Source organism: Micromonospora rhizosphaerae, assembly GCF_900091465.1.
GTDB lineage: Bacteria > Actinomycetota > Actinomycetes > Mycobacteriales > Micromonosporaceae > Micromonospora > Micromonospora rhizosphaerae.
Genome location: NZ_FMHV01000002.1, coordinates 5,859,128 through 5,878,856, shown reverse-complemented (window position 1 = coordinate 5,878,856; position 19,729 = coordinate 5,859,128). Strand labels below are relative to the sequence as shown.

Genomic DNA, 19,729 nt, shown 5'->3' with positions numbered 1-19,729 from the left:
ATCCGCGGTTGACATCAACGGAGCCAGCCGTCGGCGGACTCGCCCGGACGGATCAAGGCGTCACCGTGGACGTCCTGGACGGTGATGAACGCTGCGACCATCGCCGGATGCGCCTCACAAGCGAGGCGTCACCTCTAGGCCGCGTGGACGGTCCGCGGGCCGGACTGAAGCGAACGACCCCCTGCGGTAACAGAGGGCCGTTCTGTCCGAGGTGTTCAGCCAACCTTTGTCGTGGCTCACATCTCGTTCCTGTATAACGATTCGTCACCCGCTTAGCTACGCATGAGCGCCGCCTGCCATAGGCAATAGACGGACTGGCCTGATTCAGGCACTCCGGCTTGCCCAAGCGTCGAACAGCACCGCCCTCGGTGCTCACGTCCTAGTACTCCAGCCGGGGATGTTGACCTTGGCTGAGCTGTGGCGTGATGCGGCGCGGGAACGAGGGCAGCCACCGTCGATCATGGACGGTTGTGTGGACTGACCATGACGCAGCGGTGGCTGCCGGATACAGGGTAGACGCCCAGCGATGGCGGATGTTGTTCGACGACCTGCTGTTCACTGTCGGCCAACGTTTCCGCAGGCCGGAGCCCCGGCGGCGGGTACGGGACTTTGTCCGAGGCCTGCTGGCGCCGCTACCGCGTAAGAACTGCTGGACGATCGCTGAGCACGCCGGCGACGCCGGTCCGGACGGGATGCAGGACCTACTGACCCGGGTGAAGTGGGACGACGTGGCGGTCCGCGCCGACGTGCGTGAGTTCATCTGCGAGCAGTTCGGCGACACCGAAGCGGTACTGGTCATCGACGAGACCGGTGATCTGAAGAAGGGCCGGCACACCGTCGGCGTTCAACGGCAGTACTCCGGCACCGCCGGGAAGATCGAGAACTGCCAGCTCGCCGTGCATCTGGTCTACGCCACCGAGGTGGTTCACGCGATGCTCGACGCGGCCCTCTACCTCCCGAAATCGTGGTGCGACGACCCGCAACGCCGGGCTGAGGCGGGTGTCCCGGAGCAGGTGCGGTTCGCGACCAAGCCACAGCTGGCGTCCCGGATGATCGAGACCGCGGTCACCGCCGGGCTGCCCTGCCGCTGGGTGGCCGGCGACGAAGCCTACGGCGGAGACCCGCGCCTGGCCGCCCAGCTTCGTCAGTTGCAACTGGGCTACGTCCTGGCGGTGGCCTGCTCACATCAGGTGACCACCAGCCTCGGTGTCTACCGCGTAGACGCGCTGGCCACGGGACTGCCCGCTTCTGCCTGGCAGCGCGTGTCCGCCGGTCGAGGCGCCAAGGGACACCGCTACTACGACTGGTCCTTCACCGCCCTACCCGCCCACCGCGACCAGCACGGAGGACACCACTGGCTCCTGATCCGCCGCAACCGGACAACCGGCGAGCTGGCCTTCTACCGCTGCTGGTCACCCGAACCCGTCCCGCTGCACACCCTCGTCACAGTGGCCGGGCGCCGCTGGAAAATTGAAGAGTCGTTCCAAGCCGCGAAGACCGGCCTCGGCCTCGACCAGCACCAGAACCGCCGCTGGACGTCCTGGCACCGCTGGACCACCCTGGCGATCCTCGCCCACGCCTTCCTCGCCGCTGCCACCGCTCACCGCGACCGGCCCGACCCGGCCGGGCTGATCCCGCTAACCGTCAACGAGCTACGCCACCTGTTCAACGTCCTGATCATCGAGCCCACCCGCCGCCACACCGATCCCTTGCTCTGGTCGGTCCGCCGACGCCGCCACCAAGCCCGCGCCATGAAAAGCCATTACGCCCGACAAGCCCTCATCGAGCCGTGATCACGATCCCCGGCTGGAGTACTAGCCGGAATGTCAGACCAGGCAAACCTGCTCGGGCATCCGCGCGAGGCACTGATGCTGGCCCGAGCTGGCCGTCGAGGGCTGGCCGAAGGTGAGTCCACGGCGTGCCTCGCAGACCTGCACATCCTTGAGGCGCGTGCCCTCGCAGCCGTCGGTGATGCGCCCGCCGCCGCTGCGTCCGTCGCACGAGCTGAGCAGGTGTTCGCTCGGGTCAACCACGACGAGGAACCCGCGTGGGCCAAGTTCATCGACGCTCCGTACCTTCTCGGCGAAGCGGCCCACTGCTTCCGCGATCTCAAGGAGCCGGCAGAGACCGAACGGTTCGCCACGGAGTCCGCCGCAGGCGCACGGCGGCAGGGGAGAGCGCGCCGGGGCGCGCTGAGCGAGGCAGCGCTGGCGGTGGTCGACCTCGACCGCTCCGACGTAGACGCTGCAGCGTCTCGCGCAACGCGGGTTGTCGAGCTGTCAGCGTCGGTCAACTCCTCTCGCGCTATCGAAACCGTGCGCGACCTGCAGCGGCGGATGAAGCCCTACCCGAAGGTGCCGGAAGTTCAGCGCTTCAACGCCCGCGCTGGTGAGCTGCTCGGGCTGGCGGCGTAAAGAGGCGTAGAAGGTTAGGGCGACCATGGCGCCTGCCAACCTGGTGCGATGCCGTGAACGCCGCTAGGAATCCGCAGGCTCGAACCGGAAGGAAGGGCTGTTGGGCGTCGGCGTGTACGACAGCCCCTCAGGGGCGGTGAACTCCTGGAGCCGAGCAAGCGCTGATTCGGCCGAGGTGATGTCACTCAGATACACCCGGATGCCGGTGAAGCGAAGCCATGCGTCGGCGGTGACAGGATCCATGCCTAGGCCGTCCAAGTCACCGGTCAGCGTGGCACGGGCGTGAATCCATAGATCACGCTGCTCCACGATCTCCAGGTCAATGAGGTCGTATTGGTGATGCTGGAAGAAGCAGACGCTGGACTCAGCAGGCTCGCCGACGCCTCGAATCGCTTGGCCTGTCATGTTGCCCCAACTGGCCCCGGGCAGAGGTAGCCACTCGATGTCCAGGAAGATCTGACTGCTCCCGTAGTCCCGGATCACCTCTTCGAACGGAAAGCGGAAGCTCCACGTCAGGTGTGGGGCCAGCCCCACCCTCGGGTTGTCGAACAGCAGCCCGCCCCACGTTCCGCCTTCGACCGGAACAAGCTCCCGGACATCCAGGGCATCCTCGTCCTCAGCCTCCCTCATCACGGCGGGAGTCTCCCACAAGATCCTGCAAGCCAACGGTCTGGATCGCGTCAAGCATCTGGTGGGACGCCACTGTCACGGATGTCCCGTGACGGGACAAGCACCTACTCGTGATTGTCTAGTCCCACCACATGCTTGACGAATCCGTCCCAGGACATGCACGACAGTCGGCCTTGGTCGCCCTGGTTACAGTCCGTGACAGATGAGCGGCCTTGGGCACACTCACATGCCGATGAGCGTGTGGTCCGGCTTTGGCGGTGGCATGGGCCGTTGAGCCTCAGCGGCGGATGACGTGGCCAGGTCAGCGATCCCAGGCGCAGGCCGTCAAATCAACAGCAGGGTCTTCCCCACGGCGGTGCGGTTTTCGACTGCGGCGTGCGCATCGGCGGCACGCTCCAACGAGAAGGTCTGCCCGATGATCGGCCGGACGAGTCCCGCTGCCGCCTGCGACATCATCCGCTCCGCCCACCGCACCACATGCGGTCCGAAATCAAAGAGCTGTTCGATGCCGATCACCTTCACGTCCCTTTGGCTCGCCTCCGCAGGGTCGATAAGCGTGGCCTCACCGCTGGAGGCGCCGTGCACCGAGAAACGGCCGCCGCGGGCCGTCACCTCGAACGCGGCCCGCCCGATCTGGCCGCCGACGCCGTCGAACACCACATCCGGTCCCGCGTCACCGGTCGCTTCGAGCACCCGCTTGATCCAGCCTGGTTCGGAGTAGTCGACGACCGCGTCGGCGCCTAGCTCTCGGACCAGATCGAGCTTCCGGCCTCCGCGAGCGGCTCCGACGACCCGCGCGCCCGTCGCACGGGCGAGCTGCACCAGCAGGCTGCCCACCCCACCCGCCGCCGCTTCGACCAGAATCCAGTCACCTGGGCCGATCTTGGCGTGTTCGGCCAGCCCCTGCGCCGTGCTGCCGTCGCTGTAAAGGGCGGTGGCCTCCGGCAGGCCGAGGCCGTCTGGCACCGGGAACAGCTCCCCGACCAGCGCCACCGCCCGCTCGGCGAAACCGCCGGTCTCTCCCGTACTGGCCACGACACGCCGCCCCAGCCAAGCCGGATCCACCTGGGCGCCGACTGCGCTCACAAGCCCGGCCACCAGACCGCCCGGCACGTACGGCAGCCGCGGCCGTTCATGCCACCTGTCGGTGCCACGCCGGATCTGCGTCTCGACGAACGTCATGCCCGCCACCGCCACATCGACCACGACCTGGCCCGGCCCGGCCACCGGGTCCGGCGCCTGACCTGGAACCAGCACCTCGGGACCCCCGAAACGGATCGCCTGGACCACTCGCATACCACCTACTCCCATCCGTTCGCCGACGCGAACGCCGAAAGCATGCAACCTCAAGTTTGCTTGAGGTCAACCGACGCATCCCCGACGAGACCCGTGGTCCCACAGCCACCGCGTCAGACCTTCGCCTGAGCCCAACTGAACATCCGCTCATGCCGCGATCCGCGCGTTACGGAGCGTCATGTCAACCGAATGGAGCCGACGTCCGGACTTGCCGATGAGCGGTCGTTAGAGAAAGTGCAACGCGCGGGCGGCTAGCTCCCGGGCACCTGCCCACTCTGGGGCATCATGGAGCGCCTCAACCGTCCACAAGTGAGCATGCTCCGCGCCGCTCATGTCAGACAGGGCGGCGTCCACAGCAGTGACGTGCGGGGTCGCCTCCGCCCGGTAGCCAACCGGCGCTTACCAACTGGGGAACGAGTAGATGTCCGTCCTCGGAGGAAAAAGCCAGTTCGTCCACCGGAACCCGGATGTCCTGCGACGCTAACCAAGCCTCCTGCTGCGTACTGGCGGACCTGGTGTAGCGGGCGGCGGTTGGCGGCCTACGATTCGGCGGTGAGTTCCTCGCTGACTGCTCGCCCGGCTCGGGTCGAGGACGTCGCGCAGATGGCACGTGTGAATGTGCGGTGCTGGCAGGAGACGTATCGGGGACTCATGTCGGACGCGGTGCTCGACGACCCAGGGTTCCTGGCTGCTCGGGAGCGGTTTTGGACTGCCGCGTTGACCGACGAGCGCTATCGCGAGAACCGCGTGGCTGTCGCCGAGCGGGACGGCGAGCTGGTCGGGATCGCCATGTCAGGCCCGCCCTTGGACGCCGGGGCGGCGTGGGCGAGGCAGCTGTATGTGCTCTATGTGTATGCGGCCGACCACGGCACGGGTGCTGGGCCGGCGCTGCTGGAGGCGGTCGTCGATCCGGAGGAGTCGGTGGCGCTGTGGGTGGCCGACCCGAACCCTCGTGCACAGGCGTTCTACCGCAAGCACGGCTTCGTTGCCGACGGGACGGCCCAGGTCGAGGGCGGGGTGCGGGAGATTCGCATGGTCCGCGGCATGCAGCACAGTCGATAATCCAGTCGCGGGCGGGCTCCCGGCCGGCGTCGTCGCCTGGATGGGCCTCAGCGGCGGGCTGCGCGGTGCGGTGGGGCGCATGAGGAACGCGAGTTGCCTCGGGCGGGACGCTTCCACGCGACTGAGTATGCCTGCGCGACGTCTTTCTATGCCGCAATCCGCGCGTCACGCTGTGTGGCCGATCGTCGTGGGGGCGAGGGCGTCCGGACGTGTCGAAGTGCTCGGTGAGTTCGGCGTTGACGCCCGACTACAGATCGAAGAGGGTTTCGGCCTGCGGTGGGTCGAGGACGTTGCGAAGATCGCTGATGGTTCGACGCCATGTCGCGTCATTCCTCCAGCCGTCGGCAAGCCAGGACGGCGGTGTGACCAGGCGATCGAGGGCGGTGATCGCCAGTTGCCGTACGTAGCCCGGAAACTGCGGCATGGACGTGGACGGACCGTAGTTGGAGCGCACGGGCTCACCGGCAGGACACTGGGCGGCGACCAAAGCTGCGGCTGCTACCGCCCGGGGCGCGTCACCGGCATCGAGTTCCTGGCTGATGCCGGTAGTAGCAACGCGTTCCAGCACGGCGCCGACCATCTCGATGCGCCCCTGCGCCGTCGTCTTGTCCAGCGCGTCGGCGAAGTCCGCAGCGTCATCGTTGCCGAACGGACTGGAGTCCCAGAACCCCACAGCAGCCACCTCCCGTTTGTCGCCCGGGGACGATCTTCACACCTGTTATCGCTGTGGGAGCCTGGCCGGGCAACGCTCGCAGGTCAATGAAACAAGTAGCCGCGATGCGCCGCCCCTGTTGCGGACCGTGAGGGCCTGCGCGACCCACTTGAGGATCATGTCGGGTATCAGGTGGGACGCGAGTGTCAAGCATGTCGGCTCTTCGAACTTGATCGGGGTTTGATCGGTTGGCGCCTGCTCTGGTGTGAGGGAGCTCTGCTGGGCGGTCGATGAGGACGGTGATCCTCTATAAGCATCGACGCTGCACAGGCTGCTCGGCCTGGTCAGCTCGCCACGCCAGCAGCCGGCGATACGCGTCCATGCCGTCCGGCACCCACGTCCACTCGGCGAGCCGCCGTTCCAGCTCCTCCTCGGTGAGGAACGCGTGCCAGGCGACCTCCTCGGCCTGTGGGTCGACCGGCGGCTCGCAGCGTGTCTCGTAGACAGCGGACCACCAGGCGTGCTCGGGCGTCTCGTAGAGGAACTTGAACAGCGGTACGGGCGCGGGCAGTCCCGACACTCCCAATTCCTCCTCGGCCTCGCGCAGTGCTGCCTCGTCGTACGACTCGCCCGTGCCGACCACCCCGCCGACGAACATGTCGTACAGCGATGGGAAGACGAGCTTCCGCGCGGTGCGGCGGTGCACGAAGACGCGCCCCTCCGCGTCTCGTGCCAGCACGAACACGCAGCGGTGCCGCAATCCGTGGGCGTACGCCTCCTTGCGTGGCGCCTGCCCCACCACCCGGTCGTGCTCGTCCACGATGTCCAGGATTTCGTCCGCCGAGAGCGCCGACTGATCAGCCATAAGGACATCCAACAGCAGTCGCGCGGCGCGAGAGCGGTCGGCCCTGCCGGCATAGCTACATCGCCGCTCCCAACGCCGGCTCGCCATCGAGCCCGATCCATAGAAGCCTTTCGAAAGTTAGGCCGGGTGGAGGTGTCCGCGTGTGCGTCGGGTGGTGGCGCAGCGGGTGCGTAGCCTCTGGTTGTCGGGGTTGCGGAAGCCGTAGGCGTCGCGGGCGACGGTCTTGATCACTCGGTTGGTGCCTTCGCTTCCGGCGTTGGTGATCCCGGTCTGGATGAATGCGAGGATTTGTGGCCACCAGGTCTCGGTCGTGGTGGCGAGTCGGTGGATTTCGGACAGGTCGCTCGTCGCGCACCGCTGGTAGAACCTGCCCAGCAGCTTGCTGATCTCGGCCCGGTTGCGGTTGGTCCTCGCGATGGCGAGGAGGTCAAGGAGGTCTTCCCTGGCGTTCCAGGCGGCAAGGATCGGTTGCCCGATCGCCGCCGGTAGGTCGGTCAGGTCGTCAACGAGGGTGTCGACGTGCTCGGCTCGCATTCGCGCCGCTGAACGGGTGAGCCGGTTACGTAGTTGCCACTCCCGATCTTGTTTGCGGCCGCGGCGGCCGCGCTGGGTCATGGTGACCCGGCGGCGGACTTCGGTGACCGCTGCGTTGGCCAACTGCACCATGTGAAAGTGATCAACGACGATGGTGGCCTGCGGTAACACCGCGCGGATCGCGGCCTTGAACACCGTGCACATGTCGATCGCCACCGCTTGGACCGCGTGCCGCCACGCCGCTGGGCGGGCGGCGAGCCAGCCGACGACTGAGGCGGTGGTGCGGCCCTCGACCTGCGCGAGTAGGCCTTGCCCGCCGGACAGGTCCACGAAGCCGACATGCCAACGGTCGGCGGTCGTGCTCCACGGTCCGTCCTGCTCATCGAAGACCCATCTCGGTTTGCCGCGGCGGACCTCATCGATGCCCAGCACCTTGACCGGGCCGGGCTCGGCTGGCAGCACCTCGGCAGCGTGGGCGCGAAACGCCGCCGAGACGACCGGCCAGGACACCTGGTGATCGCGGGCCGACTGCACCACCGTCCGGCCTGCGTCGGCGACCGCCGTACCAGCCGAGCGGCGTAGCCGGCGCGTGAGCCGTGCCCGCGCCGGCACCTCGCTGACCTGCTCGGTGAACGAGCCACGCTCGCAGTCCCGGTTGTCGCACCGCCACCGGGGCTTACGCCACCGCAGCCGAGGCGCCCGACCCGCCACCGGCAAATCCCGCGGCCGGGTCGTGGTCCACTCCTTCACCCGCCACGCCCGCTGACCGCACCGCGGGCAGCATCGCGCCTGCTCATCCACCGTGGCCAGATGCACCACCGGCGTGCCATCACCCGCCTGCTCCACCCCGGTCACCGCTAGGCCGTCAAGGCCCAGCAGCCGAGTCGTATCGTTGACCATGCCTGCAGCTTTTCACTTGTGATCGTCCGAACTCGACACTCAGATGATCATGGAAGAGCTGCGGGTCCTCAAGCATGAGCGACTCTTCCACCCAGGGAATCAAGACCGCGCGGGCCAGCGCCGGCCCCGCTCAAGTTCGAAGAGCCAGCATGTCCCGTGACGGGACAGCACCTACTGGTGATCTGTTGCCGAATTGACCTGTACTAGATCAAGGCGCTCCGCGCGGCGCGGGTCGGGGCGCGGCAAACGGCCCTGCGGAGCCGCCGCCCCGGCCGCCTACGGCGCCGGGGCGGAAAGTCAGCCGGCCCGAACCCCACACCCCGCCCCGCGCGTCACCCCTGGGTCAGTGAGGTGACCCGGTGACGAGTCCCGCAGATGACCAGGGCCAGACGGACACGCTCTCACCCGTTCTCCACGCTCCAGCAGCACTACGAGAGCCGGAGGCCACCACGGGCGGACGGAGTTGCCGAACGATCCGTGCGGGGTCGCTGGAGCCCCAGGGAGGAAGGGGGTTGGTGGTGGAAGGGGTGGAAGGTGAAGGAGAGAGGCGGGGTTAGAGCCTTGCCTCCGGCGGGGGCCAGACGACTCCAGGATGGAGTTGCCGAACGGTTCCGGCGGGTGGGTGGTTGAGGTGGGATGCCATCCCGTCAGCCACCGACCCAGGCAAGCCGAGCAGACCAGGGCCAGGGTGACCAGGTCGTACGTCCGGTCGGGCGCTCCACCTGGTCACCCTGGCCCTGGCCCGCTCCACGGTGTGTGGGTCGGCGGCAGACGGGATGGCAACTGGGATGCTCTGCGAATGCCGGCAACCTCACGTCTTACACCGCATCGCTATTCATCTCCTCACGAAGCAAGTTCCGCAGTGCCTGGCATCGGACAACGAGATCATCGTAAGTAAGGACCGCAATTCGGCCACCGAAGAGCATGTTGCGCCAGCGAAGCCGCTCCACATCGCTTTGACTTAGCGAAGAGCGCGTGCCGATAATAACGAGCCCGTTCGCCCGCCGAACACCGGGAAGGTTTACCCGTGCATAGGGCGAGTTCTGGTCAAGCCAGGCAAGCCAGTCCAACACCTGCTGCTCGGCATGCACCAACGCTGATGTGGGATTGCCAGCGTTCGTGTAGAGGGCGTGGGTGCTGGCCTCTATTTCTACCACATCCACGCTGCCGTCAGATAGCTCAAGCGCGTAATCTGTCACATATTCAGCACCAAGGCGATGCTTCGGAATAACCCGGCTGTAGCTCGGTCCAAAAAATGCGGGGTTGCGAGTGAGGCATTCTTGAAGGGCGTTTTCATTGCGGCTTGACGCGGCAAGAAGGTCCGTCATTTCGTCTATGGCATCGTCGAGTCGGCCGATAACTGCTTTGGCTCTCGCGTTCGCGTTGCGGGCAATCTCGAGCTGCTTGAAAAGGTTACTAACCTCTGCCGGTTGTGGAACCTGCCGCATCCCCGCCGCTAGGGAACGGATATTTTCGGTTGGACGATGTCGGACCTTCTCGCCATGCGAGTCCGTGAACTCCACTCCGTCGGTCATGGCATCATCGAAAAGCTTGTCAAGTACTGCGACCTCTGCCCGTGAATTGGCAATCAACGGCACGTCGAGCAGTGCTGTCATGACCGAGAGCCACTTCGCCATTTCATAACTGTCATAACCAACCTCGACGAGCGGGCGCAAAGTCTGCCGATTGTCCTGCGGGTCCAATACCCACCCAATTGGTGTGAAGCAATATGTTCCATCCTCTCCGATGGAGAAGACTACCTCCTTCGAACCCTGAATCACTTTATAGACAGCGCTCTCGTCGTCTACAAGCAGGGCTCGGCCTATGCCGTCCACGGGCGCTAGGTGGCCTTCTGGCGTTGAGGTCCCCAGGTCATCGGTAATGACGAATGGTGGAATCTTCCAGGCCAGATCCAACCACCGGCGCACACGGGTGCCAGGAGGATGTGAGGTGGTGTCCAGGGGAACCGGTTCGAGCGTCACGCCCTGATCCTCCGTGCCGGAGGTCGGTTTGAACAGTCCCCATAGCCGAGAGCCCAGCTGCCTTGCTTGCTCGACCGCAAGCTCGGTCTAAGAAACGACCAGGCAGAGGCGTGTGGATGAGCTGGGGCTTCACGATGGACAGTCGGTCTAGTAGGCTGGCCGGCTACCCAAGTCACGGGGAGGGGATCAAGGTGTCGGACGAGTCCATCGTGCTCAACTTTCTCAACAACAGGGCCGCGCAGGCTAAGGACCACACGACCCTCAATCCCGAGGAGTTGATTGAGGAGGCGATGTCTCAGGCCGAAACCCTTGCTCCCGACTTTATCCAGTCGATCCGGCGCAGCGCCAACGATCGGATTGCATCACGGCGAAAGACGGCACGAGCAGCCCGCCGAGCCATTGGCACGGACTGGGCGGCAACAGTCAAGAGCTTTGACGAACTCCTAGCCACTAGCGAAGAGATTCATCAAAGATCCCTCGCGGCCATGATCAGAGGATTTGGGAAAAGGGATGAGGCCGAGAAGGTCATAAGAAGCCACGGGCGTTGGCTCGCGGGGAAAAACCTTAAGGTTCTCATGACCCTTACAATCCATGCGCGGGCATGTAGGACGGCAACGGAGATCGCCCCGCTTGTGTTCGCAGGATTTGATGACGGGGCTTTCGCAAGGCTGCGGACCCTCTATGAAATCGGTGTGATCCATCGGATTATCGGCACCGGTCCGTACGAGGTGTGTGAGCGGTACCACTGCTATAGCGCAGTCGAGTACTTGGACGACCTCAGGGATCAAAGGCGCTATGGGGCTCAGGTGGGTTGGCTCCCGCCATCGGATGAGATGATTGCGGAGGCGGAACAGGATGCCCAGGAGGTGTATAGCCTCTATGGTCCCGACATCCGACGGCCGTACGAGTGGGCGCGACCCTTGTTCCCGAATAAGCCTGGTCGGATCACTTTTGCGGATCTAGATAAGCATGCCACGAACAATGGGTTGAGGGCCCTTTATCTTACGGGGAACCATGGAATCCATGCTGGCGCTTATGTGGCCCTCAGCAACGTCGACACAAAGAAGTCTTATCTGAACTCGACACGGCCATCGGGCCGGATCGAAAATTTCGAACTCCTGATCCGGGGTGCTGTGACTCTCTTGGAGTTGGTGTCTATTGCAACCTGTCGACAAGTCGCAGCGGAGTACCAGTTGCTCGATGAAGCGTTCGCTCAGGCTGTGATGGAGGAGGCCGCGGAGGGCGTATTCAGATCGCTACAGGCCGACGTCCAACAGAGAGAAGAGAGGATGCATTGCCGGGATCGTGGCAACGGTGACCGTTCATCTGCTGAAGGGACCAGCAGCCACCCAAGCAGTGCCAGCAAGCGTCCGAGACAGCGTGATCCCAACGGCGACTCTGCCCCAAGCTCGGCCCCGACCAACCACAAGCCGAGCACAACCGGGCCGCCAATCGGCATCGGGACGGACGGGCGCGTCTGAGCTACGGTGTCGCCGTGGCGGATCAGAGCTGGTCGGTCCCTGGCTGCCGGCTTGGCTGGCACTGTGCTCGGCTCGCTGCTGCAACCTGGCGCGGACCAAGATTCTCAGCCCTCACAGAGCCACGAGGCGAATCCGCTTGGGTAAGCACAGCAGGTGCCGCACACCCACGTTCGGGTCGAAGTGTTCGGCGGGGTCCGGCTGGCCCTGCCTTCCCTGAAGCGGGGGCCCAGCAGTACAGCAGCGATGTACAGCACTCGATAACGACCGGGGCTCCCATCAGGACCGAGGCCGGCCGGTCAGCCATCCGTGACTCTTCGTCGTCAAGCCGCTCGATGCGGCGCCTACTCGCCATTGGAAGCGAAGTGTGCTCGCAGCCTGTCGAGCTCTGCTGGGTCCGCGCAGGTATCACGGATGTACTTGCCCCGGGCGTACGAGATGTGATCGGCGCGCTTGCCCTCGTCACGTAGCCGGGGGGCTATGACGGTGTCGAAGTAGCGGCCGGCGAGCTTTCCGTTGGCTTCCCGTGCCGCAGTCTCTTCGACGCTCCGATGCTCCTGCGCGATCTCCTCCTCAGTCGGATCGGGCTGTCCGGGCCCAAGCACCCAGGCTGGATTATCGCCATCGATGTCCGCGGGTTGTAGCTCGATACCGAAGGCCGCGCTCCAGAAGGCCGGGATGACACGACGTTCGCGGTTGTGGGGCGCGGTACCGGTCAGCGGCTCGTACTCGTCATCGGCCTCCTCCTGGATCAGCCATCCCGGGACGGGGTACGTCCAGACCCCCTTGCCGTCGCCGGCGAGAAAGATCATGCGCCAACCAGGTGGTGCTGGTTGGAAGTCGATGTCGCGATACTGACGAGCCATCACTCTCCTTTGGAGCGTCAGGGCGGCGTGGGCTGCATGACAGCCTGCCACCCAGACGGAGATCTTGGGTGCCCGGAACGCCTCCGTGATGTCCGGCAATCCGCGGGCCTGCGGGCAGCGACCGGCGAAGAGCCGCCCTTGAGGAAGTTGTGATCACATATGAGCGCGAGGACCCAGCCATGTATCCGGGGGTAGCGATGGAGCAGGCAACATCACAAGCAGTCTTCTACCCTCTGAGACGCGTCAGGGCGGTCGGACGCTGGATGACCACCTGGACTCGCCGGAGTCTCCAGAGGCTGACCGGCTGGACCTCAACGGACGGCTGGGTTCGTAGCGAGAGCGAGCAAGCCCATCCATATCGGCCAACCTCTGCTGCCAGGTACCGCAGATGGATAGAGTCAGTGTGGTTCGTCTCGGCCCTCTTCTTCACGCTGGTCGCCTTAGCGGTGCTCTTCCGTAGTCGGCAGGTGTCCTTCCTTCCCTCGTGGGCCCCAGCCAACGCCAGCGAAGCGCTAGGCCTTGCTTGGCAAGTTCAGACCTCGATCGCCGCGATCGCGTTCGCTGGATTGGCACTCGTCATTCAACTTGCGAGCAATCCTCCAGTGGCCATTCGAAGCAGCCGTGAGGTTCTATATCGCGAGACTCTATTTCGGAGCCTCTTGCTGTTCGCGGGCGCAAGTAACGTTACGTTGGGCATAATCGCGATCTGGCTTGCCAGCGATGGCGGAGCCATCATAGGCTTCCTTTTTTGCTTTGTTGTGACAATGTTGTTCATCGGCCTCTCCTACTTCCGTGCGGCCGAGCACTTCCTTGACGAAAGGCGCGCAGCTGTTAGGGCGCTCAATCTGCTGCAGGAGAAGTTGAGCGACGGGCTTTACAAGCTAGACGTCATGGCGAGGGCGAACACCCGCCTTGCCGACCTTTTTCCCGGGGACTCTCTGATACGAGCCCGATCCAGAGCTTCTGGCAGCACTGACGGAATACCACTTGTGATAGTGGGTCAATCCGTTCGGCTTGAAGATGTCAACTATCGCCTACTTCAACGGATTGCCGCGAAGCATTTGCACCGGATGTGGTTGATCAATTTTCCCGCGGAGGCGACTCAGGAAGCCCCGCCCAAGCGAGTCGAAGGCTCACTTCGTGACACGGCGCCCGCTATTCTGCTGGACTCCCGCATCAATGAGGTTGTCCCTGCGGGAGGCCATATCTTTACGCTCACTGCAAGTCTAGAGGCCGATGATCCCCGCGTTAGGGTTCTTGAGAATGACCTTCGGGGTTGCATACGATTGCGCGATGGTGACGAAGATGACGACGAAAGACTAAGAGGGGAGCTCGTCACACTTAAGGACAGCCTGTTGTCGACGATAGCTGCGGGAACGACTGGCTCGTTGCGGCAGGGACTTGACGTCTACAGTGAGCTTTTCAATCGAATTCTTGCGAGCACTGGCCGTATTCAAGACCCTTCTATTCTCTTTTCTTTCAGCGCCTACGGGCCCTACTGGCGATGGCTGCAGCGCGACGTCCGAGAGATAGCGGTATCCGCGATTGAGGTCCTTGGAAGGAGAGGTTTGTATGTAACCGTTGACCATGCCTACTCTCTGTGCAAGTTGGCATTTAAATCCGGAGATTACGACGCTCTGCGGGAATTCCTAGGGCTGTATCCCGCATATCTCACAGAGGTCCTCGGGCAATCGTCCGACGACGCCCTCGCTGAGTATGTGGCAGTATCTCTTCAGAATCTCACTCAGCTTTTCATGCGGGCTGAGGTACGAAATGACATGCAGGCCCGGCGCTTGGTCGAAGAAATATCAGCAGGTGTCTTCGCGGAGATGATGAGAATTTGCGTCGATACTGAAAGGTCGGCCCTGTTCGAGAGGTTATTAGCGTATTTCGGAGTGCCTTCCGACCTCATCGGCGGATTCGGCGCCGCAGACCGAAAGGCGAGCGAGTCGAAGGCCGCTGCCCTTCTGGCGGTACTTGCATGGACGCTCTACCGAGCGGAGAACCTGCATGCCTCTCAACAGCTCGAAGACATTGCTGCCAAACTGCTTCGCTTAATCCCTGCGCACCTCGTGTGGGCCGCATATGTCGAAGTGGGGGAGGGCGTACTAGGCCAGGGGCGCCCATGGAGTAGATGGGAACTGCAAACGAAGATTCCGCTTCAGGTTCACATGATGGCCTTCGACTCCTATCTAGCTTCCGCCGCGCTAATGGTTGCCGCAGCGGTGGGCCTAGTTGTGCCGCCTGGAGTTCCCTCAGCAGACGATGCCTCGCGGGCTGGATCTCTTCTCAATGCCTTCGAGTTGGCGGGCCGGCTTTCGCGGTTCGTGCCTTCCTTTACCTTTCAAGGCGAGCGTTTGGAGCAGCAGCTGAAGGCCCTCGTTGATCAACGACGATCGGCCGAGAAGCAAGCTATTCGAGAATCGGCGATAGAGTCGGAACGGGTTGAGCGGTTCATCAGTGCCTTGAGGGAGGCGATGGACGAATCTTCTAATCGATTGTCGAACACTTTCTCCCGAAATGCTCCTCATGAGATTCCTGGTGACGGCACCAAGCTGTATCTGAACACGCTTGTTCCCCGCGAGTTTTTCGTCTCGTCTGAACGCGTCCTTGCTGAACCCGAAATGCTTGCCAGCAATGCGGCGTACGGAATGATCAGGGGCGAGAATAAATTCATCGTCCGTTCGCTGGTGGACGGACTGGCATGGCAGGACGCAGGCGTGGCGGAGATTGCCCGCCGGGCTGAGGCACTCAAGGAAGAGGCGTCCGGGACCCTTTTCCTTGTGGTTCTAAATTCCTGGGAACTTGCGGATGCCCTTGGCTTCTTCCGTGGCGGTGTTCAGATGGGACAGCAACAAGGAATGTTCGTGGAGACGGACGACGGGATCGGCGCCTGCGTTGCGTGCGATATGAACCTCGTTTCCCCACTTCTGCGGAGCCCTCAGCCACTCGACGGCGTCGGTGAGTGGCAATTTCTGCGGGATCATGGGGTCGCGGCGGTCGTAAGGGATTACTCAGGTGAGAGCGAAGAGCCGGTAGCGCAGGTAGTAGTCGGTGTCGCCCTCGAGTGGACCGAGCGACCCGAAGGAGTTGTCGGATTCCGGATATCGGACACAGTAGCTAGTTGACCGGTGGCGGAATCTGCTAGCCATTGGCCTGCGGTGCGACAACCCGGCGCGCCGGCATCAGTTGGGCTCGTAGCAGACCAGACCCGGTTGGGCCGCTACATCAGCAAGAAGTCAGCAAGAGGTACGGCGTCATCCATTGCTGTACGACATCCGATGGTGGCCAGCGTGCACGTTACGGCATCAGCTGGCATCAGTTGAACCGTGACGGGAGGCGAGATCAACATTCACACCGAAGAGGTCACTGGTTCGATCCCAGTATCGCCCACCATGAATATAGGTAGGTAGGAAGCCCGTCACCGGAATCGCCGGTAACGGGCTTCTCCGCTGTTGCCCCTTATATTGGGAGCAACTTGGGAGCAGGAGGCGCCGGGACCGTCCGCTATCTCCTGGTCGCGTAGCGGCCGCGGATGCGGATGCGGATGCAACACCCCGATGCCGGAGCAGTTCTGACCTCGGGTGAACCCCGGTGAGTGGGCAGCGTGCCGAAGGCGAGGACGATCTCACTGCTTCGGCTCACCATGATCAATCCAATGGTGTCGGCGCATTCGACCCGGGAGCCTGAGCAGCCAGAGTCCTGCGCCCAGGTCATTTGGGTGAGGCGCTTATCGCCTGGCAGAGTCCAGAGGACCGTCCTCACCGGACATATTTGCCCTGCTGTACGCCTCCGCTCACCGCTGCTCGACGATCCTCCCAACGTCGATTCCGAGCAACCCGAGGCCGGAGACCGGCGGACCGGCACGCCGATCGGCACCCGCTCGGCCCCGCAGGGCCAATGCGGACAGACGGCTACCGCGAGTCCGAGCCCGGCAATGATCCAGCCGCCCGAGGCGTCGACAGCGCTCGCCGCTGTCGCGCCAAGGCCGTTTCAATCACTCTCTTCAACTTCCACTTGCCGAGTCGCTTGTTGACCGCTGCCGTCGCGGGATCGACGACGGCCTCAGGCCGTTGTGGCTGGCGCGGCGCAGTCTCGTTGACGTCGACGTTGACGATGTTCGTGAGCTGGCGGTGGGCTTACAGGTGCCGGGCGGGCATCAGCCCGCTGACGACGGCGAGGGGCTGCGACGAGGACGTCCCTGAGGCCTTCCGACGCCGGCATCCAGTCGGTGACCGTAGGAGGTTCAGCGGCGAGCGCCGCGCGAGGGGAGGTCGCCACCCTTATCCGGAGGCTCCGAGCGCAGCCAACCGAGGAACCGGGCGTGCACCCCACGGTTGTCGAGGCCGAGGCGGTGTAGATCATCCAGGGCGTCAGCGAGAGCGAGTGCGAGGTATACGGCCAGGGACGAGCGGGCGTCCCGGTATTCCGTCAGCAGCGCCAGACGGGCGGGGGAGCAGGGCCAGGGGCAGCCGCAGCGGCGGCACCGCCAGAGGGGGCGCATCGGCGCGTGGGGGCGTCCCGGTGCGCCGCTCACCACTGGATGCCTGCCCGGCGCGACTGCGCGGGCGTCAGGTGCCCTGCCCGCCCAATCGGCGGGTACAGCGCCGTCACCTCCCGTCCCCATAGTGGCGGCGGCACCGAGGCGGCACCCCGGTATGTCGGCGAGGGCTCGGCCGGGGGTACTGGGCCGCGATCGGGGCACGGCCAGGGCGGGCCGCAGGTGCATCGCCGCCATCTCGTCCGCCAATCCCGGCGGTGTCGTGGGCCTGCGGGTATGGGGTGGGGTGTCCCAGTCAGCGGCATGTGCTCATCGTTCGTCGATGGCTATCCACTTGTCAAGGTGCATCCTGCAACGTGACCAGTTGCTGTAAGACGAGCTGCGGTTTGACCAGTTACTGCCTGGCTACCCTGCGGCCATGCCACGGCACCTGTACGGAGCGGGGGAGATCGCTGCGCGCCTCGGCGTCAGCCGACAGCGGGCGCGGCAGATCATCGACCGCCCGGACTTCCCTGAGCCGTACGACCGGCTCGGGATGGGCGCGGTGTGGCTGAAACGCGACGTGGAATCGTGGATCGCGGAGCACCGTCCGCACCTGGGCGAGCCCGACGAGGAGTAGTGGCGGGACAGACGGTTTAGGAAGGGTGTAGCGCCTGCTGGACCATCTCCCGTCCTACCAGGGCATACGTCAAGCGGGCTCCCTACGATGGCCGTGATCATTCCGCGCAGGTTCCGGATCTTGCGACTCGGTCTGACCCGTCCGCGCTCGGTCGGCCTCGACCGCCAGCGTTGATGTCAGCGGCTGACGTCAGGCCGTTCGCTGCTGCTTGCTTGTTGCCAACTGAGGGCGGGAACACTCTGAGAGCCTGGTAAATAAGGGTTTCAGGTGTGTTGGTGACGGGCGAGGCGGCGAGCCATAACGATGATCATGGCCCATTGGACCATCGCGGCGTGGTGTTCAAGGAGCCGTTCGTAGTCACGGACGGTGCGCCGGCACCGGTTGATCCACGAGAAGGTGCGTTCGACTGCCCACCTGCGGTGTAGGACCACGAAGGTGGTCTGCCCGGCGAGTTTGGCGACGATCCGCACGGTCAGGGCGAGGTGGGTGGCGGCCCAGTCGACGAGCCTGCCGGCGTAGCCGCTGTCGGCCCAGACCAGGCGGATGCCGGGGAAGCAAGCGTGCAACGCCTGAAGGAGGGGGCGGGCGCCGTCGCGGTCCTGGGTGTGGGCGCCGGTGATCAGGATCGCGAGGAGCAGGCCGCAGGTGTCCACGGCGATGTGCCGTTTCCGGCCGTTGACCTTCTTCCCCGCGTCGTAGCCGCGGCTGGCCCGCCCGACGGTCTCCGCGCCGCGTACCGACTGGGAGTCGACCAACGCGGCCGTCGGCTGCCGGTCGCGGTCCTCGACCTGGGCGCGGACCTGTTCACGCAGGCTGTTGTGCATGCGGTGGAGCGTTCCGTCGGCGGTCCAGGTCTTGAAGTAGTGGTAGACCAGCTTGTGGTGGGGGAAGTCGGCCGGTAGCGCGTCCCACTGGCAGCCGGTGCGATCGAGGTAGCGGATCGCGTCCACGATGTCGCGGCGAGGGTAGATGATCGGCCGGCCACGTCCGGTGCCGGCCGGGACGTACGGGGCGAGGACGGCCCACTCGGCGTCGCTGGTGTCGGACGGGTAGTGCCGTGGCCGGGCGGTGGGCAGGTGAGCATCGAGGGTGGCCGGGGTGGTGGATGCGGCGACACCGGCGACAAGGTATACAGACAGGGTTGGGCCTTCGGTCGTGCTGGTTTAGTCGCCTTTGCTCGTACCGGAGGCCCTTCCTCATGTCACGCCAACACGCTGGCACCACCGCCGCAGCCGATCTTCACGGCGCACCCCCCGCCGGCCTGAAACCCTTATTTACCAGGCTCTGAAGCACCCTGGCCGAGGCAACGCCGTTATCCCGGCGGCGAAGCATATTGTGTTCCTGACTCACGCCGACAGCCATGAGCACTTACTGCTGACCAAGGGAGCGGAGGTGGGCTGTGACCTTGCTGGTGATCCTAGCCAGATCGGCGAGGTCGGTGGGGGTGAGTTGGTCGATGAAATGGCGCCGTACTGACTCGACGTGGGCAGGCGCGGCGGTCTCGATGGCGCGGCGGCCGGTGGCGGTGAGGCTGATGTCGGTGCCGCGTGCATCCGTTTCGCAGGGAAACCGGTCGATCAGACCACGGGATGCCATGCGGGCAAGGTGGTGTGAGGTCCGGCTGGGTGACCAAAGGAGCCGGGTACCCAGGTCTTTGATGCACCAGCGCGGCGCCGCCGAATCATTGAGGAGGCTCAGCACGTCGTAGTCTGGCTCGGACAGGCCGGAGTCGGCCGTCAGCTCGCTGGCCACTCGGGCGTCCAGTGCCCGTTTCATCTGCCGGTACCCCGTCCATGCCGCCCGCTCGGCGTCGTCGAGCCAGCGCACCCCATCCGCCATGTGCACCATCCTATCGGGCAGAAGCTTGACATGTCATTCAGTTCCATTGCAAGATACGTCAATCATTTTGTATGACGTGTCAAGCAAGGAG

General features: G+C 64.5%; 14 protein-coding genes and 1 pseudogene. 6 read left to right on the top strand and 9 right to left on the bottom strand.

The genetic code is table 11. The features are described 5' to 3' along the window. The first annotated feature begins 494 nt into the window (after positions 1-494). Positions 495-1,793: an IS701 family transposase gene (locus GA0070624_RS27705; protein WP_091341815.1), complete on the top strand. Its 1,299-nt coding sequence runs from the start codon at positions 495-497 to the stop codon at positions 1,791-1,793. A gap of 24 nt (positions 1,794-1,817) precedes the next feature. After that, a pseudogene (locus GA0070624_RS27700) lies at positions 1,818-2,414 on the top strand (NsdA family TPR-like regulatory protein); the annotation flags it as partial. A gap of 63 nt (positions 2,415-2,477) precedes the next feature. Here the strand turns inward: GA0070624_RS27700 and GA0070624_RS27695 are convergent. Further along, the gene (locus GA0070624_RS27695) at positions 2,478-3,044 is read right to left on the bottom strand and encodes a hypothetical protein (protein ID WP_141715207.1); all 567 of its coding nucleotides are present in this window, start codon (positions 3,042-3,044) and stop codon (positions 2,478-2,480) included. A gap of 324 nt (positions 3,045-3,368) precedes the next feature. Further along, on the bottom strand, positions 3,369-4,340 hold the full coding sequence (locus GA0070624_RS27690; RefSeq protein ID WP_091345808.1) for a zinc-binding dehydrogenase: 972 nt from the start codon (positions 4,338-4,340) through the stop codon (positions 3,369-3,371). 603 nt (positions 4,341-4,943) lie between these two features. Between GA0070624_RS27690 and GA0070624_RS27685 the strand changes: the two genes are divergently transcribed. Next, entirely contained in the window at positions 4,944-5,402 is a 459-nt protein-coding gene (locus GA0070624_RS27685) for a GNAT family N-acetyltransferase (RefSeq protein ID WP_091349925.1), read from the top strand. 247 nt (positions 5,403-5,649) lie between these two features. Here the strand turns inward: GA0070624_RS27685 and GA0070624_RS27680 are convergent, their stop codons facing one another. The 4 genes from GA0070624_RS27680 to GA0070624_RS27665 form a co-directional block, all read right to left on the bottom strand. Then, positions 5,650-6,075, bottom strand: a complete 426-nt coding sequence (locus tag GA0070624_RS27680; protein ID WP_218105343.1) for a DUF4259 domain-containing protein — start codon at positions 6,073-6,075, stop codon at positions 5,650-5,652. A 286-nt stretch (positions 6,076-6,361) separates the two neighbouring features. Then, positions 6,362-6,919 (bottom strand): NUDIX hydrolase, encoded by a 558-nt coding sequence (locus GA0070624_RS27675; RefSeq protein ID WP_091345806.1) that lies wholly within the window; start codon positions 6,917-6,919, stop codon positions 6,362-6,364. A gap of 117 nt (positions 6,920-7,036) precedes the next feature. Beyond that, on the bottom strand, positions 7,037-8,353 hold the full coding sequence (locus GA0070624_RS27670) for an ISL3 family transposase (protein WP_091345805.1): 1,317 nt from the start codon (positions 8,351-8,353) through the stop codon (positions 7,037-7,039). Between the two features lie 818 nt (positions 8,354-9,171). Further along, a complete protein-coding gene (locus GA0070624_RS27665) occupies positions 9,172-10,335 on the bottom strand; it encodes a Shedu anti-phage system protein SduA domain-containing protein (protein WP_141715206.1) in 1,164 nt (387 codons plus the stop codon). A gap of 116 nt (positions 10,336-10,451) precedes the next feature. Between GA0070624_RS27665 and GA0070624_RS34405 the strand changes: the two genes are divergently transcribed. Continuing rightward, a complete protein-coding gene (locus GA0070624_RS34405) occupies positions 10,452-11,816 on the top strand; it encodes a DUF5677 domain-containing protein (RefSeq protein WP_141715205.1) in 1,365 nt (454 codons plus the stop codon). 341 nt (positions 11,817-12,157) lie between these two features. Here GA0070624_RS34405 and GA0070624_RS27660 read toward each other — a convergent pair whose 3' ends face one another. Beyond that, a complete protein-coding gene (locus tag GA0070624_RS27660; RefSeq protein WP_141715204.1) occupies positions 12,158-12,679 on the bottom strand; it encodes a hypothetical protein in 522 nt (173 codons plus the stop codon). 401 nt (positions 12,680-13,080) lie between these two features. Here GA0070624_RS27660 and GA0070624_RS34400 point away from each other — a divergent pair, with 401 nt between their 5' ends. After that, positions 13,081-15,807: a hypothetical protein gene (locus GA0070624_RS34400; protein ID WP_141715203.1), complete on the top strand. Its 2,727-nt coding sequence runs from the start codon at positions 13,081-13,083 to the stop codon at positions 15,805-15,807. Between the two features lie 1,791 nt (positions 15,808-17,598). Continuing rightward, positions 17,599-17,799 carry a helix-turn-helix transcriptional regulator gene (locus GA0070624_RS27645; RefSeq protein WP_091345800.1) on the top strand — a complete coding sequence of 67 codons (201 nt, stop codon included), beginning with the start codon at positions 17,599-17,601 and terminating at the stop codon, positions 17,797-17,799. Between the two features lie 263 nt (positions 17,800-18,062). On the opposite strand, the gene GA0070624_RS27640 is transcribed toward GA0070624_RS27645, so the two are convergent. Beyond that, positions 18,063-18,875, bottom strand: coding sequence for an IS5 family transposase (locus GA0070624_RS27640; RefSeq protein WP_091345799.1), 813 nt, complete (start codon positions 18,873-18,875; stop codon positions 18,063-18,065). A 292-nt stretch (positions 18,876-19,167) separates the two neighbouring features. Next, a complete protein-coding gene (locus GA0070624_RS27635) occupies positions 19,168-19,638 on the bottom strand; it encodes a MarR family winged helix-turn-helix transcriptional regulator (RefSeq protein ID WP_091349923.1) in 471 nt (156 codons plus the stop codon). Positions 19,639-19,729: the final 91 nt, after the last annotated feature.